The organism is Pimelobacter sp. 30-1, assembly GCF_018831735.1.
In the GTDB taxonomy this organism is placed as follows: Bacteria; Actinomycetota; Actinomycetes; order Propionibacteriales; family Nocardioidaceae; genus Nocardioides.
Window position 1 is genome coordinate 128,356 of sequence record NZ_NHTS01000013.1, and the last position, 25,704, is coordinate 154,059.

A 25,704-nucleotide genomic window follows, 5' to 3' on the forward strand; every position below is an offset into this window, starting at 1 on the left:
GAGGGCGTCCGCACGGCTCATTCTCCCGGCGGGTCAGACCCGCAGCCCGGTGGAGGCGCGCAGCGCCTCCGCGAAGACCGGGAAGTTGGCGATCCCCGACTGCTGGACCTTGACCCGGCCCCGGCGTCCCCGGACCCGGACCACCACGTGGGTCCAGTTGTTCTCGCCGTCGTGCTCGTAGGTGACCGCGTCGATCCGGTCCCACCGCACGGGCTCTCCCTCCAGCACCAGGACGTCCGCCTGGAGGCTCACCGCGCCGAGGTCGATCGTGTCGCCGGCGCGCAGCCGCTCGGCGTACGTCGCGAGCCCGGCGGCGACGGCCGCCTCCTCGATGCGGGTCTCCACCGCGCCGCTCACACCGGCCCGGTCCGGCCGGCCCTCGATCCCGGCCTGCCCGCTCTCGAAGTACAGGACCTGTGACCAGGGTGCGGCCTCGAGCCGCCCGCGCCGGACGATCCGGACGCCCTCGGCGTGCACGCCGACGTACTCGTTGCCGCGCCAGTGCACGAACACACCGACGCTGATCGCGACCAGGCCCAGGAGCACCGGCGTCAGCCAGCCCCACGCCGCGCCGTCCGCGGCGGCCGGCACGACCACGATCCCGAACACCCCGACGGCCAGCGCCGCCAGGACCGCCCACCACGGGACGTAGCCCTCGGAGAACATCGCCGCCCCGCCCTGCGCGAGCTCGGGACGATCACCGGCGACGAGCGGGGCCGCGCGCAGGTCCCGCCGCCACGCCACCACGAGCGCGACCAGGAAGCCCAACGCGACGAGCACCAGGCCCGCACCGACGACGAGCCCGACGAGGCGCACCTGCGCGCGGTCGCTGGTGCCCAGCGTCGCCAGGTAGCCGGCGCCGCCGATCGCGATCAGCCCCAGCCACCCGGCCGAGCCGGCCGAGAAACGCGTCAGCCTGCGCAGCGCCGCGGCGTGCATGTCGGTCCCGGGATCCATGCGTCACGGTAGCCGTCGGGCGTCGCGCGATGTCAAGCGGTCCGGGGCCGCCGGGCCTCGCCTCAGCTGTTGCCGATCGCGTCGAAGTGCTCGTCGACGGCGCGCATCGCCGCGTCGGGGTCGCCGGCGACGATGGCGTCGTAGATCCGCGTGTGGTGGTCGACCAGGAGGGCCTGGCGCGAGGTGCTCAGCCGCTCCTGGCTCAGCCGCTCGCTGCGCTCGGCGAGGTCCTTGGTGAGCACGTTGGACAGCGCCTCGGCGAAGAAGGTCAGCGACGGGTTGCCGGCCGCGCGCAGCAGCGACTGGTGGAACGCGCGGTCGGCGACCAGGACGTCGGCGCTCAGCTCGGTCGCGGCCATGGTGTCGATCGCGCGCTTCATGTAGGCGATGAGCACCGGGTCGGCCCGGCGGGCCGCCTCGGCCGCGGCCTGGCGCTCCAGGGCGATCCGGACCGACTCGAGCGAGGCCAGCGGCAGGTGCGAGCTGCTGATCGCGAGGTTGAGCGCGAACGCGAGCGCGTCGGGGCGCAGGGTCTCGACGAACGTCCCCGCCCCCGTACGACGGCGCAGCACCCCCAGCCCCTCGAGCATGCCGAGCCGGTCGCGCAGCGCGGTCCGGCTCACGTCGAGGCGGACGGCGAGGTCGCGCTCGCTCGGCAGCCGGTCCCCCGGCTGGATCCCCTGGATCAGCTCGGCGAGCGCGACGGAGAGCGGGTCGTCGGCGAACAGCTCGCTGAGCGAGGACCCGGCGTCGTTCTCGATCGTCATGGCATCGGCCTTTCCTGGGTGGGGCGCAGCGACTGTAGCCGGAGGCCCTTGACATCCGGCCGTGGGCCAGATCACTATTCATTCAATTGGTAGTACCACTTTGCGAAGCGGTAGCACCACTTTAGCAACCCCTATCCCCGACCGAAAGGACTTCGGTGAGCACTTCCGTCTCGATCACAGAGCTGGGCGACGGCGTCGAGGAGGCCGTCCTCGCGACCTGGCTGTGCGCCGTGGGCGACACCGTCGCCGCCGGCGAGCCGATCGCCGAGGTGATGACCGACAAGGTGAACCTCGAGATCGAGGCCCCGGTCGCCGGCGTCGTCACCGCGCTGCACGGCGAGCCCGAGGACACCGTGCGGATCGGCCAGGTCATCGCCGAGATCGGCGACCCCGCATGAGCCTCACCGAGACCGGCCTCTGGGAGGCCATGGTCGAGGCCCGCGCCTTCGACCAGGCGATGTGCCGGCACAACGGCCACTGGCACGAGGCCCGCGGCGAGGAGGCCGTCTTCGTCGGCGCCTTCGCCGACCTGGGCGCCGACGACGTGGTCGCCCCGCACTTCCGCGGCGCCTGCGCCGTCGCGCTCCACCGCGGCGCCGACCCCGCGACGCTCGCCGCCGGGGTGTTCGGCACCGACGCGAGCGGCTCGGGCGGGCACTGGCGCGGGGACATCTGCCCGGCTCCCGGCACGCACGCGGTCGGCATGTTCTCCGGCTCGCTCGGTACGTCGGTCGCCTACGCCACCGGCGCGGCCCTGCACCTGTCCCGGACCAGCCCCGGCGCGGTCGCCGTCTGCGGCTTCGGCGACGGCACCGCCAACAGCGGCATCGTCGCGGAGTCGCTCAACCTGGCCGCGATGCTCGCCCTGCCGATCGTCTACGTCTGCCAGGACAACCAGTACGCCACCTCGCTCCCCTCGTCGGTCGCGCTGGCCGGCGAGCGGGTCTCCGACCGGGCCCGGGCGCTCGGCATCACCGCCACCGACGTCGACGGCAACGACGTGCGCGCCGTGCGGGCCGCCGTCACCGCGGCGGTCGACCACGCCCGCAGCGGCGGCGGCCCCGCGTTCGTGCACGCGCTGACCTACCGGATGGGCGGGCACTACATGAACGACCCCGAGACCTACCGGACCCCCGAGGAGGTCGCGGCCTGGGCCGAGCGCGACCCGATCGCCCGGCTCGAGGACGACCTGGTCGCCACCGGGCTCCTCGACCGCGCCGGCGCCGAGGCGCGCTCGGCCGCCGCGCACGAGCGGATGGACGCGATCGTCGCCGCCGCCAAGGCCGCGAGCGATGCCGCCCTCGTCCGCGCCACCAGCCCCTACGCCGAGGACCTGAGGAGCGCGTCATGAGCCGGATGACCATGAGCGAGGCGATCGTCGCCGCGATCGCCGACGCGATGGCCGAGGACGACTCGGTCTACCTGATGGGCCAGGACATCGGCGTCTTCGGCGGGCCGATGCAGTCGGCCAAGGGCCTGTGGGACGCGTTCGGTGCCCAGGGCCGGGTGATCGACTCCCCCATCTCCGAGGCCGCCATGGTCGGGACGGCGGTCGGGGCCGCGATGGCCGGCAGCCGGCCGATCGTCGACCTGATGTTCGCCGAGTTCCTCGCCCTGACCATGACCCCGCTGGGCCTGGAGGGTGCGGCGGTCGCCTTCCGCACCCGCGGCGAGGTCACCGTGCCGCTCGTCGTCCGCGCCAAGTGCGGTGTCGGGCCGCACCGCGGCCACGCCGAGAGCTGCGTCGGCATGCTGCTGGCCTTCCCCGGGCTCAAGGTCGCGATGCCGACCACGCCGCAGGACGCCTACTCCCTGACCCGGGCCGCGATCCGCGACGACAACCCGGTGGTGCTGCTGGAGCACATGAGCCTGCTCCACGGCGCCAAGGCCGAGGTGGACCCCACGCTGGAGGTGCCGCTCGGCGCGGCCGTCGTACGGCGTCCGGGGGCCGACCTGACCGTGGCCGCCTCCGGCCTGATGGTCCAGCGCGCCGTCCGCGCCGCCAAGGACCTCGCCGCCGACGGCATCGAGGCCGAGGTCGTCGACCTGCGCTCCCTCGCCCCGCTCGACACCGCGCTGGTCCGGGCCAGCGCCGAGCGGACCGGCGCGCTCCTGGTCGTCGAGGAGTCGTGGCCGGGCTCCGGTCCGGCCGCCGCCCTCTGCGCCGCCCTCCTCGGCGACGGCGACCGGCTCGGCTTCCCGGTCCGGCTGCTCCAGCCGCCCGCGACGCCGGTGCCCTTCGCTGCGTCCCTGGAGGCCGCCTTCGTCCCGTCCGTCGCCGACATCGTGGACGCCGCCCATTCCCTTCACCCGTCCCTGAGAGGAACGGTGTCCGCATGAGCACCTCACCGGCCAGCCAGGTCTTCCACCGCGACCTGGTCCACTCCGCACCCGCGGTCAGCCACGCCTCCGGCGTGCACGTGTGGGACGCCGACGGCAACGAGTACCTCGACGCCTCCTCCGGCGGCAATATCGTCATCAGCATCGGCTACGGCGTCCAGGACGTCCTCGACGCGATGGCCGAGCAGGCCGCCAAGGTGAGCTTCTGCGGCCAGTTCACCAGCGAGCCGCAGGAGCAGCTCGCCCGCGAGCTCGCCGACTTCGCGCCCGACGGCATGGACTACGTCCGGTTCACCTCCGGCGGCTCCGAGGCCAACGAGACCGCGATCAAGCTCGCCCGGCACTACTTCGTCGAGTCGGGCAAGCCGTCCAAGCACAAGATCGTCGGGCGCTGGCGCAGCTACCACGGCAACACGCTCGGCGCGCTGTCGGCGACCGGGCACGTGATGCGCCGGACCGGCTACGCGCCGATACTCCTGCCGTTCGCGCACGCGGCGCCGCCGTACCGCTACCGGTGCACGTTCTGCGCCCAGAGCAACGCCTGCACGCTCTCGTGCGCCGACGACGTCGAGCGGGTCATCCTCAACGAGGGCCCCGAGCACGTCGCGGCCTTCATCGCCGAGCCGGTCGTCGGCGCGGCCGCGATGGGCATGGTGCCGCCGGACGGCTACTTCGAGCGGGTCCGCGAGATCTGCGACAAGTACGACGTGCTGATGATCGTCGACGAGGTGCTCAGCGGCATGGGCCGGACCGGGCGCAACTTCGCGATCGAGCACTTCGGCGTCGTCCCCGACCTCATCACCTGCGGCAAGGGCATCAGCAGCGGCTACTCCCCCTTGGGCGCGGTCATCGCCCGCAACGAGATCTACGACGCCGTCGCCAACGGCAGCGGCATGTTCGAGCACGGCTTCACCTACGGCGGCAACCCGCTCTCGTGCGCGGTCGGCCTGGCCGTGCTGCGCCACATCGAGAAGCACGACCTCGTGGCCCGCGCCGGCGACGTCGGCTCCTACCTGCTGGCCGAGGTGCGCCGGGCGATCGGCGACCACCCCCTGGTCGGCGAGGTGAGCGGCCTCGGCATGCTCGTCGGCGTCGAGATCGTGGCCGACCGCGCCACCAAGGAGCCGTTCCCCTACGAGGCCGGCGTCAGCAAGCGGATCGCCCGGGCCTGCCAGGAGCGCGGCGTCCTCATCAACCCGTCGTTCAGCGGCAACGCCGACGGCTATCGCGGCGACCGGTTCGGCATCTGCCCGCCCTACGTCTTCGAGCGCCACCACGTCGACCAGACCGTCGCGGCCCTCGCCGCGGCCGTCGACCAGGTCGCCGCGGAGCTCGCCTCTCGGGTCCCCACCACCACCAAGGAGTCCCAGTGAAGCGCACCCACCTCACCCTCGCCGCGTCCGCCCTCGCGGGCCTCGGGCTGTCCACGCTGACCGCCTGCGGCGGCGACGGCGCCGCCGGGGCCACCGAGGTCGCCGACGCCAAGGTCTGCATCGACCAGTACGCCACCGCCACCGTGATCGACGACCTCCTCACCGGCATCAAGAAGGGCCTGAAGAGCGCGACGGACGACGGCCTGGAGCTCGACATCCAGAACCCCAACGCCGACGCCGCGACCGAGCAGACGCTGGCCCAGAAGTTCATCTCCGGCGGCTGCGACCTCATCGTCCCCGTGGGTACGTCGGCCTCGCAGCTGATGGCGACCGCGTCCAAGGACATCCCCATCGTCTTCGCCGCGTCCTCGACGCCGGTCGAGGCCAAGCTGGTGAAGTCCATGGACGAGCCGGGCGGCAATGTCACCGGCGTCGCCGACGTGATCGACCCGGTCCCGGACATCGACGCGATGACCGAGCTCGTCCCCGGGCTCGACAAGGTCGGCCTGATCTGGAAGCTCGGCGACCCCGCCGGCGACGCCCAGGCCGACAAGGTCCGCGCCCACCTCGACGACCTCGGCATCGAGTACGTCGAGGCGACGATCAGCAACGGCTCCGACATCACCCAGGCCGCACAGAGCCTGGTCGGCAAGGTCGACGCGATCGAGATCCCCGGCGACACCACCACGATCAGCGCGGTCGAAGGCCTGATGAAGGTCGCCGACGACGCCGAGATCCCGGTCTTCGGCGGCACCAGCGAGGCCGTCGAGGCCGGCGCGGTCATCTCCTCCTCCTACGACTACGAGGTCGTCGGCCAGGCGGTCGCCCAGCTCGTCCTCGAGGTGCTCGACGGCGCCGACCCCGCGACGACGGCGGTCGTCGTCCCCGAGACCGGCGGCTTCGACCTCAACCTCACCAAGCTCGAGCAGCTCGGCATCGACGTCCCGGCCGAGATCCGCGACGCCGCGCTCACCACCCACTGACGAAGGGCACACCATGATCTGGAACCTGTTCGAGATCGCCGTGCAGGTGGGACTGCTCTACGTCCCGCTCGTGCTCGGCATCTACCTGGCGATGGGGGTGATGAGCCTCCCCGACCTGACCCTGCAGGGCTCCTTCGGCGTCGGGGGCTCCACGGCCGCGGTGCTCACCGTCCACGGCCACCACCCGCTGGTCGCGCTCGGCCTGGCCATGCTGGCCGGCGCCGCGACCGGCCTGGTCACCGCGATCCTGCACATGACGCTGCGGCTCAACGTGCTGCTGGCGAGCATCCTGGTCGCCACGGCGGCGTACTCGATGTGCCTGGTGATCATGAGCTCCGGCAACGTCTCGCTGTTCGGCGCCGACACCGCGTTCTCCTGGGCCGCGGACGCCGGGCTGACCTACCGCCAGGGCACGATCGTCACCGGCGTCGTCGTCGCGGCGCTGCTCGGCGTGGCGATGCTCTGGTTCCTGCGCACCGACTACGGCCTCTCGCTCATCGCGTCCGGCCAGAACATCCAGACCGCGCGCGGGCTCGGCGTCCGTACCGAGTCGCGCCAGGCCGTCGGCCTCGCCGTCGCCAACGCCTTCGCGGCGCTCTCGGGCGGCCTGGTCGTGCACAACCAGGGCTTCATGGACGTCACCATCCAGAACGGCGTCATCGTGATCGGCCTGGCCGGGATGATGCTCGGCCTCAGCTTCACCCGCTCCAGCCGGGTGCTGCCCATCGTGCTCGCGCTCGTCGCCGGCGTCGTCGTCTACCGCTTCGCGGTCGCGGCCTCGCTGCAGATCGGGCTCGACCCCAACCTGCTCCAGCTGCTCACCGCCGCTGTCGTGGTGATCGTGATCGCCGTGCGCAGCCAGGGCCGCAGCTGGCTCAGCTCTCTCACGACGAGCGGACGGCGCCAGCGGCGCATCGCTCGTACCAGGTTCTACGAGGAGGACCGCGTTGCCAGCTTCATCTGATTCCGTCCCCGACCTGCTCCTGGAGGGATGCACCAAGCGGTTCATCGCCCCCGGACGCGAGCTCGTCACCGCCGTCGACGACCTGAACCTGGAGGTGGCGGCCGGCACCTTCGTGTCGATCATCGGCTCCAACGGGGCCGGCAAGTCGACCATGCTCTCGATGGTCGCCGGCAACCTGCTGGCCGACGAGGGGCACGTGACCGTCCGCGGCCGCGATGTCACCACGCTGCCGTCGTGGCGCCGGATCGGCCTGGTCTCGCGGGTGCGCCAGAACCCGCAGGACAACATGGTCTCCAACCTGACGATCGAGGAGAACTTCGCGCTCGCCCTGGCCGGACGACGCGGGCGGTTCCCGCTGCGCCGTACGTCGCCGAGCAAGGTGCGCGCCGCCGCCCAGGAGCTCCTCGAGCCCCTCGGCATGGGCCTGGAGGACCGGCTCGGCGCCATCTCCGGCTCGCTCTCGGGTGGTCAGCGCCAGGCGATCGCCGTGGCCATGGCGTGCCTCGGCTCGCCGGCGCTCATGCTCCTCGACGAGCACGTCGCGGCGCTCGACCCCAACAGCGCGGCGCGGGTCAACTCCGCCACCGAGCGGCTGGTGCGCGAGCGGAAGATCACCACGATGATGGTCACCCACGACATGAAGCACGCGCTCGACCACGCCGACCGGCTGCTGATGATGCACCAGGGCAAGGTCGTCGTCGACGTGAGCGGCGAGCAGCTGACCGGCATCACGCCGCGCGACCTCCAGCAGCGCTTCGCCGCGCTCTCGGGCGGCAGCCTGTCCGACGCCAGCCTGCTCGCGGAGAGCAGCCCGGCATGAGCACCCCGACGGTCACCCGCACGCCGCTGGTCGGCATCCGCAAGGCGATCGCCCAGCGGATGGCTCAGTCCCACGCGCAGATCCCCGGCGTGCACGTGGTCGAGGAGTGCGACGTCACCCGCGTCGACATGCGCCTGCTCCTCGCCCACGTCTGCCGGGCGGTCGCCGCGCTCGCGGCCGAGCACCCCGTGTTCAACGCGCACGTCGTCGACGACGAGATCCTCGCGTACGACGACGTGGCGGTCGGGTTCGCCGTGGACACCCCGCGCGGGCTCGTCGTACCGGTGCTGCGCGACCCGCTCGCCCACTCGGCCGAGGACCTCACCGCCCAGGTGGCGGACCTCGCCGAGCGGGCGCGGGCCGGCCGCCTCGCCGCCCGCGACATCAGCGGCGCCACGGTGACCGTCACCAGCCCCGGCAAGAGCGGCGGCGTGCTCGCCACCCCGCTCATCAACCCGCCGCAGACCGCGATCATCGGCGTGCACCGGGCGACCGACCGGGTGGTCGCGGTCTCGGGCGGGGTCGCCGTACGCCGGATGCTCAACCTCACCGTCACCTTCGACCACCGGGTGATCGACGGAGCCGAGGCCGGGCGCTACGCCCGCGAGCTCCGCGCCCTCCTGGAGCAGGAGCCGGCTGCCTGATGACCGCCTCCCCCGAGGGACGCCGGCTCCTGCGCGTGGAGGTCCGCAACGCGCAGGTGCCGGTGGAGCCCAAGCCCGCCTGGATCCGCACCCGGGCCCGGACCGGCCCCGCCTTCCGCGAGCTCACCGACCTGGTCCGCGCCGAGGGCCTGCACACGGTGTGCCAGGAAGCGGCCTGTCCCAACATCTTCGAGTGCTGGGAGGACCGCGAAGCCACCTTCCTCATCGGCGGCGACCAGTGCACCCGACGCTGCGACTTCTGCCAGATCGACACCGGTCGCCCCGCCGCGCTGGATCGCGACGAACCCCGCCGGGTCGCCGAATCGGTTCAGACCATGGGCCTCAAGTACGCCACCATCACCGGCGTCGCCCGCGACGACCTCCCCGACGGCGGCGCCTGGCTCTACGCCGAAACCGTCCGCGCCATCCACGACCTCAACCCCGACACCGGAGTCGAGAACCTCATCCCCGACTTCAACGGCCGCCCCGACCTCCTCACCCAGGTCTTCGAGTCCCACCCCGAGGTCCTCGCCCACAACGTCGAGACCGTCCCCCGGATCTTCAAGCGCATCCGCCCCGCCTTCCGCTACGACCGCTCCCTCGACGTCCTCACCCAGGCCCGGGCCTTCGGACTCGTCACCAAGTCCAACCTCATCCTCGGCATGGGCGAGACCCGCGACGAGGTCTCCCAAGCCCTGCGCGACCTCCACGACGCCGGCTGCGAGCTCATCACCATCACCCAGTACCTACGCCCCAGCCCCCGCCACCACCCCGTCGAACGCTGGGTCAAGCCCGAGGAGTTCGTCGAGCTCGCCACCGAAGCCGACGAGATCGGCTTCAGCGGCGTCCTCTCCGGCCCTCTCGTGCGCTCCTCCTACCGCGCCGGACGGCTCTACGAGACCGCCCGCCGCGCGCGCCGGGACCTGGAGGCGGCCCGATGACCGAGCTCACCGCCCGCCCCTGGCTGTCCGGGCTCGCCCCCTACCGCCCGGGCGCCGCCGCGCCCTCCGCCGCCGGCTCGCTGTCGTCCAACGAGTCCGCGCTCGGCGCCAGCCCCCACGTCGTCGACGCGGTGGTGCGTGCCGCCCGCTCGGCTCACCGCTACCCCGACGCGCTGGCCACCGAGCTGCGCGCGGAGATCGCGGCGCGCCACGGCATACCGACGGAGCAGGTGCTGGTCGGCAACGGCTCGGACGAGCTGATCTTCCTGCTCGCCCTCGCCTTCCTCGCCGGCGGCGGCACCGCCGTCTGCGCCGACCCCGCCTACCGCGTCGACGAGATCAGCACCCAGGTCGTCGGCGGCACGGTCGTCTCGGTCCCCCTCGCCGAGGACCAACACGACCTCGCCGCCATGGCCGCCGTCCCCGCCGACCTCGCCTACGTCGTCAACCCCCACAACCCGACCGGCACCCTGGTCCCCCGCGACGCCGTCCGCCGCTTCCGCGAGCACTCGCCCGCCGGCCTGGTCGTCGTCGACGAGGCCTACATCGACTTCGCCCCCGACCCCCTCGCCGCCACGGCCGTCCCCCTCCTGCGCGAGGGCGGCCTCGCCGTCCTCCGGACCTTCTCCAAGGCCTTCGGCCTGGCCGGCCTCCGCGTCGGCTACCTCCTCGCCCCCACCCCCGTCATCGACGTCCTCAGCGGCATCCGCGCCCCCTTCTCGGTCAACCGCCTCGCCCAGGCCGCCGCCCTCGCCGCCCTCCGCGACCGCACCCACCACGAGGCCGTCCGGGTCCACACCATCGACATGCGCCGCCGGGTCAGCGACCTCTTCACCCGCCACGGGTACGACGTCGTGCCCTCCCACACCAACTTCGTCCTGGTCCGCGTCCCCGACGAGGCCGGCCTGGTCCGCCGGCTCGCCGCCGCGGGGATCGCCGTACGGCCGGGATCGGCGCTCGGCGTACCGGGGGCGGTGCGGGTGTCGGTGCCGGGTGACGAGGGCTGGCGTCACCTGCAGCGGGCGATGGCGGATCCCGGCATGCTTCCGAGAACATGAGCAGTTCACCGACCTGTCTCACCCTGTCTCGATTCTGACCACTGGCGACGAAATCTCCCCTAGCCTGGCCCCGCGGCTGAGAAGCATGCCGCCCAGCACAAGGAGAAGAACCATGACGGACCAGTCCCCGCCGCCTCCCCCGCAGCAGCCCATGCCGCCGCAGGGTGGTCAGCCGTACTACGGCCAGCCGATGATGCCGCCGCAGAAGAAGTCCAACACCCTGCGCAACGTGATCATCGGTGTCATCGCGTTCTTCATCCTGATGTGCGGAGGCTGTTTCGCCGTCGTCGGCCTGAGCGCCAACGAGGTCGCCAAGGAGTCGGACAAGATCAAGTCGTCCGACGCCACCTCCCCCAAGGACGAGAAGAAGCCCGGCGACGCCAAGCCCGAGGGCAAGAAGGACGAGCCCGAGGACGCCTCGAACAACGAGCCCGTGGGCAGCAAGGACAACCCCGCTCCGCGGGGCAAGGCGGTCGAGAACAAGAGCGCCAAGTACCAGATCGACAAGGTCGAGGTGCGCGACTCCCTCGGCCAGTTCTCCGACGCCCCGGGCGGCAAGTACGTCGTCGTCACCCTGACCGTCCAGAACGTCAAGGACGAGACCATCCAGGTCAGCTCCGAGGACTTCAAGCTCCAGGTCGGCGGCAACGAGATCGATGCGTCCGACCAGGCGTTCATGCTCGACAACGCCTTCAGCTACGACGACCTGAGCCCCGGCCTCAAGCGGACCGGCGTCGTCGTCTTCGACGTCGCACCGAAGGACGCCGGCAAGGGCGTGCTCAAGGCCCAGGCCATGCTCAGCATGGACGAGGCGATCTACCTCGTCGTCGGCAAGTAGCCGACCCGCGGATCTCTCGGCTCAGCCGTCGGCGCTCTCGGGTGCCGACGGCTGAGGTGCGTCCGGGGAGGGGAACCGCCCCCTAGACCCAGCCCGCCTCCACCGCACCCCGCATCACCACGACCAGCACCACCAGGAACCCCACGTTGACCACCGTGAACAGCCGCAGGAACGCCCCCGACTCCCCCGGCCGCAGCGCGGCGTACTGACGCAGCGTGATCAGGCTCGCCAGCGACGCGATGATCGTGCCGACCCCGCCGATGTTGACGCCGATGAGCAGCTGGGCGTGGGCGTCCGTGAACGGCGCCGCCAGTACGGCGGTCGGCACGTTCGAGAGCACCTGGCTGGCGAACGTGCTGACGAGGAGCGGGTCGTGGGCGAGCAGGTCGCCGAGGGCGGTGGCGACGGCGGGCACCCGGGACAGGCCCTCGGCGACGACGAAGAAGCCCGCGAGGATCACCAGCAGCAGGTAGTCCACCTTGGCCAGGGCCGCCCGGTCCACGACGAGCAGCACCGCGACGACGACCGCGCCGGCCCACCAGGGCACGATCCGCAGCACGATCGCCACGGTGAGCGCGAAGAGCGCGAGGTGCAGCAGGGCCGGGCGCCAGGCGACCTCGTGGGGGAAGACCACCGGCTCGTGCCGGGTACGCCGGACGAACAGGCAGGTCAGCACGACCAGCACCGCCGACACGGCGAACGGCAGCGCCATGATCCGCAGGAAGTCGCCGATCCCGAGCGCGTAGAACTGGTAGAGGTACAGGTTCTGCGGGCTGCCGAACGGCGTGATCATCCCGCCGAGGTTGGCCGCGACGGTCTCCATCACGAACACGAACGCCAGCAGGTCGTCGTTGCCGGTCGCGCGCAGCGTGACCGCGGTGAGCGGTAGCAGGGTCAGCAGCGCCATGTCGTTGGTGATGATCATCGACGCGACGAGCGTCAGCAGCACCAGGCCGAGCACCAGCGAGCGGCGGGTGCGCAGCAGCCCGATGATCCCCTCGGCGACCGCGCTGAAGAAGTGCACGCCCTCGAGCGCCCGGACGACGGCGAGCAGGCAGAAGACGCTCGTCAGCGTGATCAGCACGGGCGCAGGTCAGGCAGGGGTGATCGCCTCGTCGCGTGCCTCGGCGGCCGCGACGGCGGCCAGCGGGCCGAGCGGAGCGGTGGCACCCGCCTTGAGCATGCGCCGGAACCGCGCCCGGTTGTACGACGCCGGCTCGGTCGTCGAGACGAACTCGTCGAGGATGCGCACGAACTCGTCGGGGTGGTTCTTGTGCGGGAAGTGGCCCGCGTCGGCGAGCAGGTCGACCCGGACGTCGGGCGCGAGCTCGGCCGCGTTGCCCGCGTGGCGCACCGGCAGGACCTGGTCCTCCTCGCCCCACACCACGGCCATCGGCATCGCCTCGGAAAGGTAGGCCCGGTCGGACATGGTGACGATCTGGCCGCGCCAGTCGATGACCGCACGGACCAGGTGCCGGATCGCGAAGCGGGTGCGCCGGTCCTTCCAGGACTCGACGATGTCGGCGACCTCGTCGAGGTCGCGGGTGTACTTGCGCAGGGGGCCGACGTCGCCGTACCGGGCGGCGGTGCGGAGCGCGAACGTCTCGGCGTGCCGGATGCCGGGCAGGGTCAGCACGCCGACCGCCCGGAACCAGCCGGGCACCTGGATCAGCCGGATGAGCGGGGTCACCTCGGCGCCGAGGCCGCCGGTGGCGACGAGCATCACCCGCTGGGTGCGCTCGGGGAACTGGTAGGCGAACTGCATCGCGATGCCCCCGCCGAAGCTGTGCCCGACGACGGTCACCTTGTCGACGCCCAGCACGGTCAGCAGGTCGCGCATGCCGTTGGCGTAGCCGCCGAGGGTGTAGTCGGCGCGCGGCTTGTCCGAGAGCCCGTGCCCGAGCAGGTCGGGCGCGATGACCGTGTAGCGCTCGGCGAGCTTGTCGATGACCGGCGACCAGGTCGTGTGGTCGCACGCGAGACCGTGCAGCAGCAGGAGCGCGGGGCCGGAGCCCTTCTTGACGTACGCGCGCCGCTTGCCGTGCAGCGTGACGTACTGGACGCCCTGGTCCGGCTGCTCCGTCATGACGCCCCCTCCGAACGACGTGCAGATGGTGGACGATTCAACCACGCCCGACCGGGCGCCGACACCCGGGATCTCGTTCCCGCACCGGGTCCTACGCTGGTCCCATGTCCCCCATCGGCCGCTCGACCCGCGCCAACGCCACCCAGCAGCTGCGCGCGGCGTCCGGCTCGCTGGGCTCGGCCGCGATCGCCCGGATGGAGTCCGACCGGCCGTGGTTCCGCGACCTGACCGCCGAGGAGCGCTCCTGGGTCGGGATGATCGTCCAGGCGGGCGTCAAGGGCTTCGTCGACTGGTTCGCCGAGGGCGGCGGCGTCGACCCGCAGGACGAGGCGGTCGTGCTCCAGGTCTTCGGTGTCGCGCCCCGCGCGATGGCCGGCGTGATCGACCTGCACCAGACCGTCGACCTGATCAAGCTGACCATCGACGAGGTCGAGCGCAGCGTCGAGCGCCTGCTCGACCCGGACGTGCTGGCCGAGGTCCACGCCGCCGTCCTGCGCTACGGGCGCGAGGTGGCCTTCGCGACCGCCGAGGTCTACGCCCGCGCCGCCGAGGTCCGCGGCCGCTGGGACGCCCGCCTCGAGGCGCTGGCGGTCGACGCGGTGCTGCGCGCCGAGACCGACGAGTCGGTGCTGTCCCGCGCGAGCGCCGTGGGCTGGTCCTCGCGCGGCGAGGTCGCCGTCGTGGTCGGGCCGGCCCCGGCCGAGGCCAACGGCGACGGCGTCTTCGAAGAGGTACGACGAGCCGCCCAGGAGCACGGCCTCGACGCGCTCAGCGCCGTCCAGGGTCACCTCCTGGTGGTCATCCTCGGCGGGGTCACCGTGCCCGAGAAGGACGCCGGCTCGGTCGTCCACCTCTTCGGCGAGGGCGCCGTCGTGGTCGGCCCCGCCGCCGCCGACCTGGCCCAGGCCCACGTCTCGGCCACCGTCGCCCTCGGCGCCCTGCGCGCCGCCGTCGGCTGGCCCGACGCCCCGCGCCCGGTCTCGGCCCACGACCTGCTCCCCGAGCGGATCCTGGCCGGCGACGACGTGGCCCGCCAGGACGCCGTCGTCCAGATCTACCGGCCCCTCGCCGACGCGCGCGGCGAGCTCGTCGCCACCCTGGTCGCCTACTTCGCCAACGGCGGCGGCATCGAGGCCACCGCCCGCGCGCTCTTCGTGCACGCCAACACGGTCCGCTACCGCCTCGGCCAGATCGCGGACCTCACCGGCCTGACCCCCGCGGTCCCCCGCGACGCGCTCGCCCTCCAGCTCGCGCTCGTGCTCGGGAGGCAGAGTGCGGCCTGAGCCCGACGGCTACGCGTTCTCGGCCGACCGCGACCGGATCGACGCCGGCTGGATGCACCGCCAGCTCTCCGAGCACGCCTACTGGGCCCTCGGGCGCCCGCGCGAGCTCCAGGACGCCGCCAACGCCGGCTCGCGCTGCTACGGCGTCTACGACGCCGCGAGCGGCGCGCAGGTCGCGTTCGCCCGGGTGGTGACCGACGGCGCGACCTTCGGCTGGCTGTGCGACGTGATCGTCGACCCGGAGCTGCGCGGCCACGGCCTCGGCACGACCCTCGTCGCCGGGGTCGTCGCCGACCTCGAGCCGCTGCGGCTCAAGCGGCTGATGCTGGCGACCAGCACCGCGTCCGGGCTCTACGCCCAGCACGGATGGACGCCGCTACGGGCGCCGGAGACCTGGATGGAGCACCCCGGCAGCGCAGACTTGTAGGACTCCCACAAACCGCGTGGCCCATCTTCGTGGGCGGCGCAGGCGCGTTCCCCGTACGGCGCCAGGCAGTCTGGTTGCGTGCTCGTGATCGTCGCCCCCGGCCAAGGGGCACAGACCCCTGGTTTCCTCTCGCCGTGGCTGGAGGACCCGACCTTCGCCGCGCGCATCGAGTGGCTCTCGGCCGTCGCCGGCCTCGACCTGGCGCACTACGGCACCGAGGCCGACGAGGCCACGATCCGCGACACCAAGATCGCCCAGCCGCTGCTGGTCGCCTCCGGGCTGGTCGCCGCGCTGCAGCTCTACCCCCACCCGGCCGACGCCTACCGCGGCCTCGGCGCCGTGGCGGGCCACAGCGTCGGTGAGATCACCGCCGCCGTCGGCGCCCGGGTGATCACCGCCGAGCAGGCGATGGTCCTGGTCCGCGAGCGCGGCAACGCCATGGCCGCCGCGGCCGCGGTCACCCCGACCGGCATGACCGCCGTCCTCGGCGGCGATCGCGACGAGGTCCTCGCCGCGATCGAGGCCCACGGCCTGACCGCCGCCAACGACAACGGCCCCGGCCAGATCGTGGCCGCCGGGACGATGGAGCAGCTCGCCGCCTTCGCCGAGAACGCCCCCAAGGGCGCCCGCCCGCGGCCGCTCTCGGTCGCCGGCGCCTTCCACTCCCCGCACATGGCTCCCGCGGTCGACCACGTCGCCCGCCTGGCCCAGTCGGTCTCGACGCACGACCCGCGGACCCGGTTCATCTCCAACCGCGACGGCAACGTCGTCCACGACGGCCGCGACGTCCTCGGCCGCATCGTCGGCCAGATCGCCCGCCCCGTGCGCTGGGACCTGTGCCTGGAGACGATGGCCGACATCGGCGTCACCGGCATCCTCGAGATGCCGCCGGCCGGCACCCTGACCGGCATCGCCAAGCGCTACTTCAAGGGCCGCGACATGAGCGTCGAGACGTTCGCGCTGACCGGACCCGAGCAGCTCGACGAGGCCCGCGCGTTCTGCGGGCGCCACGTCGAGACCTCCCTCATCGACAGCTCCCCGACCTGGCGGATGGTCGTCTCCCCCGCCAAGGGCCTCTTCCACCGTGCCGAGACCGCTACCGGCGCCGACCGCTTCGACGCCGGTACGCCGATCGGCGAGGTCGCCAGCCTGCGCGACCGGATCACGGTGACCGCGGCCCACGGCGGCCAGGTCGTCGAGTGGCTCGTCGAGGACGGCGACCCGGTCGCCCCCGGCCAGCCCCTGCTGCGCCTCCACCCCGAGGTCGTCCCCGCATGAGCGCGACGCTCCGCACCGAGACCGGCGCCGCCCACGCCGCTCTCCTCGGCGTCGGCGCCTACCGCCCGCGCCGCGTGGTCCCCAACGCCGAGGTCGTCGACGCGATCGACTCCAGCGACGAGTGGATCCAGCAGCGCTCGGGCATCAAGACCCGCCGCTTCGCCGAGGACGACGAGACCGTCGTCTCGATGAGCGTCGCGGCCGCCCAGGACGCGCTCACCGCGGCCGGCATCGACGCCCGCCAGATCGACTGCGTGATCGTGGCGACCGTCAGCCACCTGCTGCAGACCCCGTCGGCGGCGACCGCGATCGCCCACGAGCTCGGCACCGACCAGGCGGCCGCCTTCGACATCTCCGCGGCCTGCGCCGGCTTCTGCCACGGCGTGGCCCTGGCCAACGACATGGTCCGCGCGGGCAGCGCCGGCTACGCGCTGGTCATCGGCGTCGAGCGGCTCTCCGACATCACCGACCCCACCGACCGCGGGACGGCGTTCATCTTCGCCGACGGCGCCGGCGCGGTCGTCGTGGGCCCGTCCGAGACGCCGGGCATCGGCCCGGTCGTCTGGGGCTCCGACGGCGAGCACTACGACCACATCCGCACGCCCGACTGGCGCGACATCCTCGAGTCCGGCGAGAAGAAGATGCCGTGCCTGTCGATGAAGGGCAACGAGGTCTTCCGCTGGGCGTCGTACGGGATGGCCAAGGTCGCCCAGCAGGCGCTCGACCGGGCCGGCATCACCGCCGACCAGCTCGACTGCTTCGTCCCGCACCAGGCCAACAACCGGATCACCGACGCGATGGCCCGCTCGCTCAAGCTGCCCGACACGGTCAAGATCGCGCGCGACATCATCGACGCCGGCAACACCTCCGCGGCCTCGGTCCCGATGGCCCTGCAGCGCATGATCGACGACGGCGACGCGAAGTCGGGCGACACCGCCCTCCTCATCGCCTTCGGCGCCGGCCTCGCGTACGCCGCGCAGGTCGTCGTCGTCCCCTGACGGGTCCCGCGACCCGCCCACGGATCAGCACCACCCCCGCACCACCCAGCACCACCCATCAACCAGGGAGAACACGAAGAATGAGCACCGAAGAGATCCGCGCCGCCCTCGCCGAGATCGTCAACGAGGTCGCCGGCATCCCCGCCGACAGCGTGCAGCTGGACAAGTCGTTCAGCGACGACCTGGACGTCGACTCGCTGTCCATGGTCGAGGTCGTCGTCGAGGCCGAGGAGAAGTTCGGCGTCACCATCCCCGACGACGAGGTCAAGAACCTCAAGACCGTCGGCGACGCCGTGGCCTACATCGAGCGCAACCGCGCCGCCTGATCCACCCTGACTCACTAGGAGACCGACAGCCATGTCCCGCACTCGTGTCGTCGTGACCGGCCTGGGCACCACCAGCCCGCTCGGCGGCGATGTCGCCAGCACCTGGGAGGGCCTGCTCGCCGGTCGCTCGGGGGTTCGTCCCCTCGGCGACATGGCGGAGGGTCTCCCCGTGACCATCGGCGCCCCGGCCGCCGTCGACCCCACCGAGGTCCTCGACCGCGTCGTCGCCCGTCGGCTCGACCGCTCCTCGCAGCTCGCCCTCGTGGCGGCGCTCGAGGCGTGGGCCGACTCCGGGCTCGACGTCGTCAAGGACGCAGGTGAGCTCGACGGCGACCGGTTCGGCGTCGCCTTCGCCTCGGGCATCGGCGGTGTGCACACGCTGCTGTCCAACCACGAGGTCCTGCTCGAGAAGGGTCCGCGCCGGGTCTCCCCGATCTCGGTCCCGATGCTGATGGCCAACGCCCCGGCCGCCACGATCAGCCTCAAGCTCGGCGCCCGCGGCCCGGTCAACACGCCGGTCTCCGCGTGCGCCTCCGGCAACGAGGCGGTCTCGCTGGCCGCCGACCAGATCCGGCTCGGCCGGGTCGACGTCGCGATCGCCGGCGGCACGGAGGCGGCCATCCACCCGCTGCCGATCGCCGCGTTCGCCAACATGATGGCGCTGTCCAAGAACGACGGCGACCCCACGACCGTCTCGCGTCCCTTCGACACCGCCCGGGACGGCTTCGTCCTCGGTGAGGGCGCCGGCGCCCTCGTGCTGGAGTCGCTGGAGCACGCCCAGGCGCGCGGCGCCCGGATCTACGCCGAGGTCCTCGGCACCGGCATCACCGCCGACGCCCACGACATCGCCCAGCCCGACCCGGCCGGCCGCGGCGGCGCTCGCGCCATCCGCCTCGCCGTCCAGGACGCCGGGGTGGCGCCGAGCGACATCGCCCACGTCAACGCCCACGCGACCTCGACGCCGCAGGGCGACGTCGCCGAGTCGCTCATGCTCCACGCCGTCCTCGGCTCGGCCGCCAACGACCTCGTCGTCTCGGCCACCAAGTCGATGACCGGTCACCTCCTCGGCGGTGCCGGTGCGCTCGAGGCCGTCGCCACGGTCCTCGCGATCAAGAACCGCACCGCTCCCCCGACGATCAACCTCGACGAGCAGGACCCGCGGGTCGAGCTCGACGTGGCGACCAAGCCCCGGGACCTCCCGCTGGGCGACATCGCCGCGATCAACAACTCCTTCGGCTTCGGTGGCGCCAACGTCGCCGTGGTCTTCGGGTCGGTCAGCTGACGTGACGTCGGCTCCGACCGCCCCCAGCTCGGCCAGGCCCGCTCGCGAGGACGACCCCCGTCATCCTCTGCGGCGGCTGGCCGCGCTCCTCGATCCAGGGTCGCTGGAACTCCTCCCGTCCGGCGACCCTGACTGCGGAATGATGGCCGCGACCGGCACGGTCGACGGCGCTCGCGTGGTGGCGTTCTGCTCGGACGCCACCGTCATGGGTGGCGCGATGGGCAACGACGGCTGCACCGTGGTCGTCGATGCCTATCACCGCGCGCTCACCGACCGCATCCCGATCATCGGGCTGTGGCACTCCGGTGGCGCGCGTCTCGCCGAGGGCGTGCTCTCCCTGCACGCCGTCGGCCGGATCTTCGAGGTGATGACCCGGGCCTCCGGCGTCATCCCCCAGGTCTCGGTGGTGCTCGGCCCGGCCGCGGGTGGCGCGGCGTACGGCCCGGCCCTGACCGACGTCGTGATCCTCGGCCCCGAGGGCCGGATCTTCGTCACCGGTCCCGAGGTCGTCCGCTCGGTGACGGGCGAGGCCGTCGACATGCTGCGCCTGGGCGGCCCCGAGCCGCACGGACGCCGCTCCGGCGTCGTCCACGTCGTCACCACCTCCGAGGAGGAGGCGCTCGGCAAGGCCCGCTCCGTGGCCGCGCTCGTCGGCGCCCAGGGTCGCCTCGACGCGACCGCCGTGCCCGACACCGACCTCGGCGCGCTGCTCCCCGAGTCCCGCAAGCGGGCCTACGACGTGCACCCGCTCGTCACCGGCATCCTCGACGACGACTCCAGCGTCGAGCTCCACGCCGGCTGGGCGCCCAACATCGTCACCGCCCTGGGTCGCCTCGGCGGTCGCACCGTCGGCGTGGTGGCCAACAACCCGCTGCGCCTCGGCGGCTGCCTCGACTCCCCCTCGGCCGAGAAGGCCGCCCGCTTCGTGCGGATGTGCGACGCCTTCGGCATCCCGCTGCTCGTCGTGGTCGACGTGCCCGGCTACCTGCCCGGCGTCGGCCAGGAGTGGGACGGCGTCGTACGCCGTGGCGCCAAGCTGCTCCACGCGTTCGCCGAGTGCGAGGTCCCCCGGGTCACCCTGGTCACCCGCAAGTCCTACGGCGGCGCCTACATCGCGATGAACTCGCGCTCCCTCGGCGCGACCAAGGTCTTCGCCTGGCCCGGCGCCGAGATCGCCGTGATGGGCCCGCTGGCCGCCGTCCGGATCCTGCACCGCCGGCGCCTCGCCGAGGTCGCCCCCGAGCTGCGCGACCAGGTCGAGGCCGAGCTGGCCGACGAGCACGAGCGGATCGCCGGCGGCGTCGAGCGCGCCGTCGAGATCGGCGTCGTCGACGAGATCGTCGACCCCGCCAGCACCCGCTCCGCGCTGACCGCCGCCTTCCTCGAGGCGGTCCACGCCCAGGGTGTGCGCCGCGGCACCCACGGCAACATCCCGCTGTAGGAGAAACGCGGCCTGCAGGCCCCCCGACCCGCAGGCCGCGCGCTAGAGCCGGCCGACCCCGGACGCGACGTCCGGGTCGATCCGGAAGCTCGGCCGCAGCGCCTGCTGCTCCCCCGTGCGGAGCAGCCCGGCCTTGCGGCCCACCCGCATCGCCGCCACCTTGCCGGCCGCCAGCACGCCGTCCTCGCGCGTGGAGCGGGCACCGCGGCCCAGTCGCTCGCGCAGGTGGTGGTTGGCGGTCCAGACCCGCTCCCGGCGGACCGAGGCGGGCGTCCAGTGCTCGGTCGAGAGCGAGACGTTCATGCCGTCGAGGTTCTCGACCCGGTGCGGGCAGTTCTGCGGCCACCAGGCCACCTGACCGGGCTCCAGGTCGAGCACCTCCGCGTGCGCGTCGAAGCCCGCGTCGTACGGGAGGCCCTCGGTGCTCGCGCCGGCCACGACCTTCTCCAGGTCCGCCCGCGAGGCGAACCGCTCGGCGCGCGGGTAGACGTACGCGCGCTTGCGCCCGCGCAGGTGCCAGAGCAGGTTCGGCTGGTTGTCGGCGTGGTAGTAGACCATCGCCGTGGGTGAGGAGATCAGCAGCGTCGCCTTGATCTCCAGCGGGTCGAAGCCGGGCACGAGCGTGCCGATCTCGGCATAGGCGTCGGCGACGAGGCCGGCGAGCGCGGCGTCGTACCGGCTGACGCCGACGAGGTTGAGCCAGAGCCGGCCACGACCGACCACCTCGAGCAGCTCCTTGCCCGGCAGGTCCGTGGTCTCGCCCCGGCGCCACTCGCCGGTCGTGGAGGCGTCGGTGCCCATCGTGTAGGGGTGCACCGCCTCGCGGGGCAGCCGGTCGAGCAGGTCGGCGAGGGCGTCGTCGGTGAACATCGGCTGCTCGTGGAGCAGGTGGGCCGCGCGGTGGGGCGCGGCGCCGAAGGCCTCGATGTCACGGAAGGTCCACGGGAGCAGTGTCGGAGCGGGCACCGGGCGACGCTAGCGTCCGGCGCGGCGGCTGCCGAGGCTCCCGCGGCTTTCGTGACCAGATCGGAGAACGACGCAGCGCCCCGGCTCGGGAGCCGGGGCGCTGCGTCGTTGTCACGGGGGCGGGTTCGGACCGTCCAGGCCGTTCAGACCACCTGGTGCAGCCAGCGGACGGGGGCACCGTCGCCGGCGTGCCGGAAGGTCTCCAGCTCGTCGTCCCAGGGCTTCCCGAGCAGCTTGTCGATCTCGTTCTCCAGGGTGACCTCGCCGAGCGCTGCGCGCACGACGGCCGCCTTGAGCCGGTCCTCGGGGATCATGATGTCGCCGTGGATGCCGGTGACCGCGTGGAAGACACCGAGGTCCGGGGTGTACGAGAAGCGCGCACCCTCGGTCGCCGAGGTGGGCTCCTCGGTGACCTCGAACCGGAGGTGGTTCCAGCCACGCAGCGCGGAGGCCATCTCGGCCGCCGCCCCGGTCTTGCCGGTCCAGGAGAACTCACACCGATAGCTGCCGGACTGAGCCGACTGCGGCGTCCAGTCAGGGTTGACGGGTACGCCGAGCACGCCGCCCACCGCCCACTCGATGTGCGGGCACAGCGCGGACGGCGCGGAGTGGACGTAGAAGACGCCCCTGGTTGCACTCATTCCGGTCACCACGAACTCCTCGAACTATCCCTACCTCCGGCGTGAGATACGCCTTCCCCAGCGGTCTCCACGGAGGTGTCGGGCAGTCGCGGACGGGTGGCGGGCACTCGTGCAGCGTGACACCTGTGTAGTTGTGGTCCCATTGTGACCCATGGGACGGTCCGACACCAGCGTCTCCGCGCGTGTCTGGTCACACCCTGCCGCATCGGGCGGGTGCTCCGGAAGAGGGCCGGCGGCTCAGGCGCCGAGCGCCAGGAGCTCGGCCATCACCTTCTGGGCGATGCCGAGGCCGCCGAGATGGCTCTCCCCGTCGATCGTGGTCATCGTCGCGTCCGGGAGCCGGTCCACGCAGTGCTGACCGTGCCGGAAGGGCACGATGTGGTCGTCGTCGCCGTGCCACCAGCGCACCGGCACCCGGACGTCGTCCAGCGCGAAGCCCCAGTCCCGGGTGAACAGCAGCAGGTCCGCCAGCGGCGCCGAGGTCTGGAACCGGCTGCCGTTGAGCAGGTCGTCGAGGAACATCGCCTTGAACTCCGGGCGGCCCAGCAGGTTCTTGTCGCCCGGCGGCTGCACCGCGGCGTACAGGTCGAGCGCGGGGCCGGCCAGCGGCTTCACGGTGCGGATCGCGCCGGTGAGCGCCATCCCCAGCGGTACCCGGGTCGCGGCCAGCACCGGCGCCGCGTGCACCGCGAGCCGGATGATGCCACCCTCGGCCGCGTCCGGCCCCCGGGTGGGCGCCACGCCCCCGAGGACACCGACCCCGCGCACCCGCTCGGGCATCGCGGCACCGGCCGCGAGGGCGTAGGGCCCGCCACCGGAGAGACCGATCACCCGCAGGGTGTCGATCGCCAGGGCGTCGAGCAGGAGCGCCAGGTCCGCGGTCCAGTCCCGCACGTCCGGGTAGAGGTACGGCGTCGACGAGCCGATCCCGGGCCGGTCGATGCCGATGATCCGTACGCCGGCCTCCGCGGCGTACGCGCGGGCGTCGACGGGGATCTGGCGCCGGGCACCCGGCGTCCCGTGCATCCAGACGATCGCCGGACCGCGCGGGGAGCCGTACTCGGCGAAGCTCAGCCGCCGCCCGTCGCGCACCGCCACGCTGCCCTCCAGCGTGGGCCGCTTGGGCTGCTCGGCGATCCGGGTCCCGGGGAACGTCATGCGCAGGAGTGTGACAGGTTCTACCCCGCTCCGGAGGGCGGTCCACGACCAGCCGGACGCCGCGAATGCCCTAGGGTGCGGGCATGACCATGGGGGCATCAGAGCGCCGCGCGCCCGCACCCGGCCGTCGCAAGGCCGAACGGCCCCGGCGACGCCGCGGCGGCGACGGCGACCTCGACTCCTCCCGGATCCCCCGGCCCTCGTTCCGCTCCCGGACCTGGCGCTACGCCGTGCTGGCCCTGGCGACGCTCCTGGGGGCCGCCTGGCTGGTCTGGTACGCCCTGACGCCCGAGCAGCTGCCCGTGAGCGACAAGGCGCTCAACGCGAGCGGCGTCGTGGGGACGCCGCTCTACGTCGGCATGTTCGCTCCGCCCGCGGACTTCGGCCGCACGCTGCGCATCGCCGGGGTCAAGGTGCACACGACCGCCGACGTCAAGATCGGCGTCACTCCCCTGCTCTGCCGGCGCGGGACCGTGGGGGTGACCACCAAGCCCGAGCAGTTCTGCGCGGAGCTGGTGAACCCCGAGGGCCAGCGCCTGGTCGGCGGGGACTCGATCGTGCTCAAGGTGGACGCGCCCGAGGCGGCGCTCGCGGTCATCGACCGGATCCGGATCGCCTACCGCGAGGACATCCGCTGGGACACGCAAGCGGCCGGCAACCACCAGGCGATCGTGATGATCGCCGGGCGGCCGCCGGCCTGAGTCCTGCACCGCGGCAGTGCCGCGGGACTACTCCGCGTTGCGATCGACGCGCTTCTCGAGCGACTCCGCCCGCTCGGCGGCGTCGGTGTACTCCTCGGCGTCGATCGCGTTGACCTTGTGGAACCAGGTCAGCGCGTCGTTGAGCCGGCCGGCCTCCTCGAGCGTGTCGGCGTACGCGTAGCGCAGGCGGACCACCCAGGGCTCCCGGCTCTTGCTGTTGAGCGGGGAGACCTCGAGCGTGCGCAGGGCAGCGTCGAGCTGGCCCAGGTCGCGGCGAGCGCCGGCCTCGACGATCACCATCTCCGCACGCGCCGCCGACGGGAACTTGGCCACCGACGGGCTCTTGGCGAGCTCGAGGGCACGCTTGGGGTTGCCCAGCGCGCGGTGGCAGTCCGCCATGATCGGCAGGTACGCCGTGGCGCCGTTCATCCGCTTGGCCGCGCGCAGCTCGGACAGCGCCTCGGCGTAGTGACCGGCCGCGTAGGCCGCCTCACCGACGGCCTCGCGCACGACCGCGATCCGCGACGCCCGGGCCTTGGCCGCCAGCGCGTGCTGGTAGGCGGTCTCCGGGTCGTCGTCGACGAGCTGCCCGGCCGCGGCCAGGTGGCGCGCCACGCGAGCGGCGAGCTTCTCCGGCAGACCCTTGAGGTGGGCCCGGACCGAAGCGCTCAGCTCCGCACCCGTGATGTCCTCGGGCAGCGTGGGGCCGTCGTACACGGCCTGCTCGGCCGTCCGGTCCCGCTGCTCGCGCGCCTCGCGCGTCTTGCGCTGATCCGACGTCCCCGGGCCACCGCTGCGCGGTGCGCGGCGCTTGTCCGCTCCCGCAGCCGGCTTGCCGCGCCGGTCGGGGCGCTGCTCGTTGCGGTCGTCTCGGTCACGGCTGTAGGGCCTGCGCCCCTCACCGCTGCTGCTGGCTCCACCGGTCTTGCCGGCACCGCCGGTACGCCGGGGGCCGCCGCTGCCGGCACCACTGCCGGTCGGCTTGCTCCCGGACCCGTACGGCTTGCCGCCACCGGTCGAGCTGCTTCGGCCTGCACCGCCCTGTCGAGCACTGCCGCCCTGTCGCGCGCTACCGCCCTGTCGCGCGCTACCGCCCTTGCGGGGGGCCGCACCGCTGTCGCGTCGGCCTCGCTGGTCTGCCACGTCGGTCTCCTGGACGTCGAATCGCTATTGAGGAAAGAGGGTGCAAAACAGAGTAGAGGCCACCCGAGGGTGGCCTCTACCTGAATGTATGTCCGGCGGCGTCCTACTCTCCCACAGCCTCTCGGTTGCAGTACCATCGGCGCTGGCAGGCTTAACTTCCGGGTTCGGGATGGGACCGGGTGTTTCCCTGCCGCTATGGCCGCCGTAACTCTATGAACCCCATGTATGTCTGGGGTTGGTCTTCATGTGGACGCGCAGCACACCAAGTGTTCATCTTGTGTGTTGTTGG

At 72.7% G+C, this 25,704-nt stretch carries 27 protein-coding genes and 1 rRNA gene; 19 read left to right on the forward strand and 9 right to left on the reverse strand.

Going from position 1 to position 25,704, the window contains the following annotated elements; genetic code table 11:
- Positions 1-33 precede the first annotated feature (33 nt).
- Together CCO04_RS25815 and CCO04_RS25820 are read right to left on the reverse strand one after the other, a co-directional pair.
- Complete coding sequence (locus CCO04_RS25815) at positions 34-957, reverse strand: hypothetical protein (RefSeq protein WP_215817047.1); 924 nt, start codon at positions 955-957, stop codon at positions 34-36.
- Positions 958-1,019: 62 nt separating this feature from the next.
- Positions 1,020-1,724 carry a FadR/GntR family transcriptional regulator gene (locus tag CCO04_RS25820; protein ID WP_215817048.1) on the reverse strand — a complete coding sequence of 235 codons (705 nt, stop codon included), beginning with the start codon at positions 1,722-1,724 and terminating at the stop codon, positions 1,020-1,022.
- A gap of 155 nt (positions 1,725-1,879) precedes the next feature.
- Between CCO04_RS25820 and CCO04_RS25825 the strand changes: the two genes are divergently transcribed.
- The 11 genes from CCO04_RS25825 (at position 1,880) to CCO04_RS25875 (ending at position 11,685) form a co-directional block, all read left to right on the forward strand.
- Positions 1,880-2,122 (forward strand): biotin/lipoyl-containing protein, encoded by a 243-nt coding sequence (locus tag CCO04_RS25825; RefSeq protein WP_215817049.1) that lies wholly within the window; start codon positions 1,880-1,882, stop codon positions 2,120-2,122.
- Positions 2,119-3,075, forward strand: coding sequence for a thiamine pyrophosphate-dependent dehydrogenase E1 component subunit alpha (locus CCO04_RS25830; RefSeq protein ID WP_215817050.1), 957 nt, complete (start codon positions 2,119-2,121; stop codon positions 3,073-3,075). Before CCO04_RS25825 ends, CCO04_RS25830 begins: the two co-directional genes overlap by 4 nt.
- The gene (locus CCO04_RS25835) at positions 3,072-4,064 is read left to right on the forward strand and encodes an alpha-ketoacid dehydrogenase subunit beta (RefSeq protein ID WP_215817051.1); all 993 of its coding nucleotides are present in this window, start codon (positions 3,072-3,074) and stop codon (positions 4,062-4,064) included. Before CCO04_RS25830 ends, CCO04_RS25835 begins: the two co-directional genes overlap by 4 nt.
- Positions 4,061-5,437, forward strand: coding sequence for an aspartate aminotransferase family protein (locus CCO04_RS25840; protein ID WP_215817052.1), 1,377 nt, complete (start codon positions 4,061-4,063; stop codon positions 5,435-5,437). Before CCO04_RS25835 ends, CCO04_RS25840 begins: the two co-directional genes overlap by 4 nt.
- Entirely contained in the window at positions 5,434-6,420 is a 987-nt protein-coding gene (locus tag CCO04_RS25845; protein WP_215817053.1) for an ABC transporter substrate-binding protein, read from the forward strand. The genes CCO04_RS25840 and CCO04_RS25845 overlap by 4 nt, the downstream gene beginning before the upstream one ends.
- Before the next feature lie 13 nt (positions 6,421-6,433).
- Entirely contained in the window at positions 6,434-7,384 is a 951-nt protein-coding gene (locus tag CCO04_RS25850) for an ABC transporter permease (protein ID WP_215817054.1), read from the forward strand.
- A complete protein-coding gene (locus CCO04_RS25855) occupies positions 7,368-8,204 on the forward strand; it encodes an ABC transporter ATP-binding protein (RefSeq protein WP_215817055.1) in 837 nt (278 codons plus the stop codon). Before CCO04_RS25850 ends, CCO04_RS25855 begins: the two co-directional genes overlap by 17 nt.
- Positions 8,201-8,848: a 2-oxo acid dehydrogenase subunit E2 gene (locus CCO04_RS25860; protein ID WP_215817056.1), complete on the forward strand. Its 648-nt coding sequence runs from the start codon at positions 8,201-8,203 to the stop codon at positions 8,846-8,848. Before CCO04_RS25855 ends, CCO04_RS25860 begins: the two co-directional genes overlap by 4 nt.
- Entirely contained in the window at positions 8,848-9,789 is a 942-nt protein-coding gene (gene lipA, locus CCO04_RS25865) for a lipoyl synthase (protein WP_215817057.1), read from the forward strand. Before CCO04_RS25860 ends, lipA begins: the two co-directional genes overlap by 1 nt.
- The gene (locus CCO04_RS25870; protein ID WP_215817058.1) at positions 9,786-10,847 is read left to right on the forward strand and encodes a histidinol-phosphate transaminase; all 1,062 of its coding nucleotides are present in this window, start codon (positions 9,786-9,788) and stop codon (positions 10,845-10,847) included. Before lipA ends, CCO04_RS25870 begins: the two co-directional genes overlap by 4 nt.
- A gap of 112 nt (positions 10,848-10,959) precedes the next feature.
- Complete coding sequence (locus CCO04_RS25875; protein WP_215817059.1) at positions 10,960-11,685, forward strand: DUF4352 domain-containing protein; 726 nt, start codon at positions 10,960-10,962, stop codon at positions 11,683-11,685.
- Between the two features lie 82 nt (positions 11,686-11,767).
- Here CCO04_RS25875 and CCO04_RS25880 read toward each other — a convergent pair whose 3' ends face one another.
- Together CCO04_RS25880 and CCO04_RS25885 are read right to left on the reverse strand one after the other, a co-directional pair.
- Complete coding sequence (locus tag CCO04_RS25880; protein WP_215817060.1) at positions 11,768-12,769, reverse strand: SLC13 family permease; 1,002 nt, start codon at positions 12,767-12,769, stop codon at positions 11,768-11,770.
- Between the two features lie 9 nt (positions 12,770-12,778).
- Positions 12,779-13,771, reverse strand: coding sequence for an alpha/beta fold hydrolase (locus tag CCO04_RS25885; RefSeq protein WP_215817061.1), 993 nt, complete (start codon positions 13,769-13,771; stop codon positions 12,779-12,781).
- 104 nt (positions 13,772-13,875) lie between these two features.
- Here CCO04_RS25885 and CCO04_RS25890 point away from each other — a divergent pair, with 104 nt between their 5' ends.
- The 7 genes from CCO04_RS25890 (at position 13,876) to CCO04_RS25920 (ending at position 20,806) form a co-directional block, all read left to right on the forward strand.
- The gene (locus tag CCO04_RS25890) at positions 13,876-15,054 is read left to right on the forward strand and encodes a CdaR family transcriptional regulator (RefSeq protein WP_215817062.1); all 1,179 of its coding nucleotides are present in this window, start codon (positions 13,876-13,878) and stop codon (positions 15,052-15,054) included.
- Entirely contained in the window at positions 15,044-15,481 is a 438-nt protein-coding gene (locus tag CCO04_RS25895; protein ID WP_215817063.1) for a GNAT family N-acetyltransferase, read from the forward strand. The genes CCO04_RS25890 and CCO04_RS25895 overlap by 11 nt, the downstream gene beginning before the upstream one ends.
- Positions 15,482-15,559: 78 nt before the next feature.
- Positions 15,560-16,759: an acyltransferase domain-containing protein gene (locus tag CCO04_RS25900; protein WP_215817064.1), complete on the forward strand. Its 1,200-nt coding sequence runs from the start codon at positions 15,560-15,562 to the stop codon at positions 16,757-16,759.
- Positions 16,756-17,757: a beta-ketoacyl-ACP synthase III gene (locus CCO04_RS25905; protein WP_215817065.1), complete on the forward strand. Its 1,002-nt coding sequence runs from the start codon at positions 16,756-16,758 to the stop codon at positions 17,755-17,757. Before CCO04_RS25900 ends, CCO04_RS25905 begins: the two co-directional genes overlap by 4 nt.
- Positions 17,758-17,837: 80 nt before the next feature.
- On the forward strand, positions 17,838-18,083 hold the full coding sequence (locus CCO04_RS25910) for an acyl carrier protein (protein ID WP_141799363.1): 246 nt from the start codon (positions 17,838-17,840) through the stop codon (positions 18,081-18,083).
- Between the two features lie 31 nt (positions 18,084-18,114).
- Positions 18,115-19,365 carry a beta-ketoacyl synthase gene (locus CCO04_RS25915; protein WP_215817066.1) on the forward strand — a complete coding sequence of 417 codons (1,251 nt, stop codon included), beginning with the start codon at positions 18,115-18,117 and terminating at the stop codon, positions 19,363-19,365.
- 1 nt (position 19,366) lies between these two features.
- Entirely contained in the window at positions 19,367-20,806 is a 1,440-nt protein-coding gene (locus tag CCO04_RS25920) for an acyl-CoA carboxylase subunit beta (protein ID WP_215817067.1), read from the forward strand.
- 42 nt (positions 20,807-20,848) lie between these two features.
- Here the strand turns inward: CCO04_RS25920 and CCO04_RS25925 are convergent, their stop codons facing one another.
- From CCO04_RS25925 to CCO04_RS25935, 3 genes are all read right to left on the reverse strand, one after another.
- Positions 20,849-21,772, reverse strand: coding sequence for a hypothetical protein (locus tag CCO04_RS25925; RefSeq protein ID WP_215817068.1), 924 nt, complete (start codon positions 21,770-21,772; stop codon positions 20,849-20,851).
- A gap of 143 nt (positions 21,773-21,915) precedes the next feature.
- The gene (locus tag CCO04_RS25930; RefSeq protein WP_215817069.1) at positions 21,916-22,413 is read right to left on the reverse strand and encodes a DUF3145 domain-containing protein; all 498 of its coding nucleotides are present in this window, start codon (positions 22,411-22,413) and stop codon (positions 21,916-21,918) included.
- 237 nt (positions 22,414-22,650) lie between these two features.
- The gene (locus CCO04_RS25935; RefSeq protein WP_215817070.1) at positions 22,651-23,571 is read right to left on the reverse strand and encodes an alpha/beta fold hydrolase; all 921 of its coding nucleotides are present in this window, start codon (positions 23,569-23,571) and stop codon (positions 22,651-22,653) included.
- Positions 23,572-23,654: 83 nt separating this feature from the next.
- Here CCO04_RS25935 and CCO04_RS25940 point away from each other — a divergent pair, with 83 nt between their 5' ends.
- Positions 23,655-24,272: a hypothetical protein gene (locus CCO04_RS25940; protein WP_215817071.1), complete on the forward strand. Its 618-nt coding sequence runs from the start codon at positions 23,655-23,657 to the stop codon at positions 24,270-24,272.
- Between the two features lie 27 nt (positions 24,273-24,299).
- On the opposite strand, the gene CCO04_RS25945 is transcribed toward CCO04_RS25940, so the two are convergent.
- Together CCO04_RS25945 and rrf are read right to left on the reverse strand one after the other, a co-directional pair.
- Positions 24,300-25,415, reverse strand: coding sequence for a tetratricopeptide repeat protein (locus CCO04_RS25945; RefSeq protein WP_215817072.1), 1,116 nt, complete (start codon positions 25,413-25,415; stop codon positions 24,300-24,302).
- A 90-nt stretch (positions 25,416-25,505) separates the two neighbouring features.
- Positions 25,506-25,622, reverse strand: a 5S ribosomal RNA gene (rrf, locus tag CCO04_RS25950).
- Positions 25,623-25,704: the final 82 nt, after the last annotated feature.

Bases quoted from the DNA above. Each gene is read 5' to 3' on its own strand.
- CCO04_RS25815 (WP_215817047.1), bottom strand. From the start codon at position 957: ATGGATCCCGGGACCGACATGCACGCCGCGGCGCTGCGCAGGCTGACG.
- CCO04_RS25820 (WP_215817048.1), bottom strand. From the start codon at position 1,724: ATGACGATCGAGAACGACGCCGGGTCCTCGCTCAGCGAGCTGTTCGCC.
- CCO04_RS25830 (WP_215817050.1), top strand. From the start codon at position 2,119: ATGAGCCTCACCGAGACCGGCCTCTGGGAGGCCATGGTCGAGGCCCGC.
- CCO04_RS25835 (WP_215817051.1), top strand. From the start codon at position 3,072: ATGAGCCGGATGACCATGAGCGAGGCGATCGTCGCCGCGATCGCCGAC.
- CCO04_RS25840 (WP_215817052.1), top strand. From the start codon at position 4,061: ATGAGCACCTCACCGGCCAGCCAGGTCTTCCACCGCGACCTGGTCCAC.
- CCO04_RS25850 (WP_215817054.1), top strand. From the start codon at position 6,434: ATGATCTGGAACCTGTTCGAGATCGCCGTGCAGGTGGGACTGCTCTAC.
- CCO04_RS25860 (WP_215817056.1), top strand. From the start codon at position 8,201: ATGAGCACCCCGACGGTCACCCGCACGCCGCTGGTCGGCATCCGCAAG.
- lipA (WP_215817057.1), top strand. From the start codon at position 8,848: ATGACCGCCTCCCCCGAGGGACGCCGGCTCCTGCGCGTGGAGGTCCGC.
- CCO04_RS25870 (WP_215817058.1), top strand. From the start codon at position 9,786: ATGACCGAGCTCACCGCCCGCCCCTGGCTGTCCGGGCTCGCCCCCTAC.
- CCO04_RS25875 (WP_215817059.1), top strand. From the start codon at position 10,960: ATGACGGACCAGTCCCCGCCGCCTCCCCCGCAGCAGCCCATGCCGCCG.
- CCO04_RS25885 (WP_215817061.1), bottom strand. From the start codon at position 13,771: ATGACGGAGCAGCCGGACCAGGGCGTCCAGTACGTCACGCTGCACGGC.
- CCO04_RS25890 (WP_215817062.1), top strand. From the start codon at position 13,876: ATGTCCCCCATCGGCCGCTCGACCCGCGCCAACGCCACCCAGCAGCTG.
- CCO04_RS25905 (WP_215817065.1), top strand. From the start codon at position 16,756: ATGAGCGCGACGCTCCGCACCGAGACCGGCGCCGCCCACGCCGCTCTC.
- CCO04_RS25910 (WP_141799363.1), top strand. From the start codon at position 17,838: ATGAGCACCGAAGAGATCCGCGCCGCCCTCGCCGAGATCGTCAACGAG.
- CCO04_RS25915 (WP_215817066.1), top strand. From the start codon at position 18,115: ATGTCCCGCACTCGTGTCGTCGTGACCGGCCTGGGCACCACCAGCCCG.
- CCO04_RS25930 (WP_215817069.1), bottom strand. From the start codon at position 22,413: ATGAGTGCAACCAGGGGCGTCTTCTACGTCCACTCCGCGCCGTCCGCG.
- CCO04_RS25935 (WP_215817070.1), bottom strand. From the start codon at position 23,571: ATGACGTTCCCCGGGACCCGGATCGCCGAGCAGCCCAAGCGGCCCACG.
- CCO04_RS25940 (WP_215817071.1), top strand. From the start codon at position 23,655: ATGACCATGGGGGCATCAGAGCGCCGCGCGCCCGCACCCGGCCGTCGC.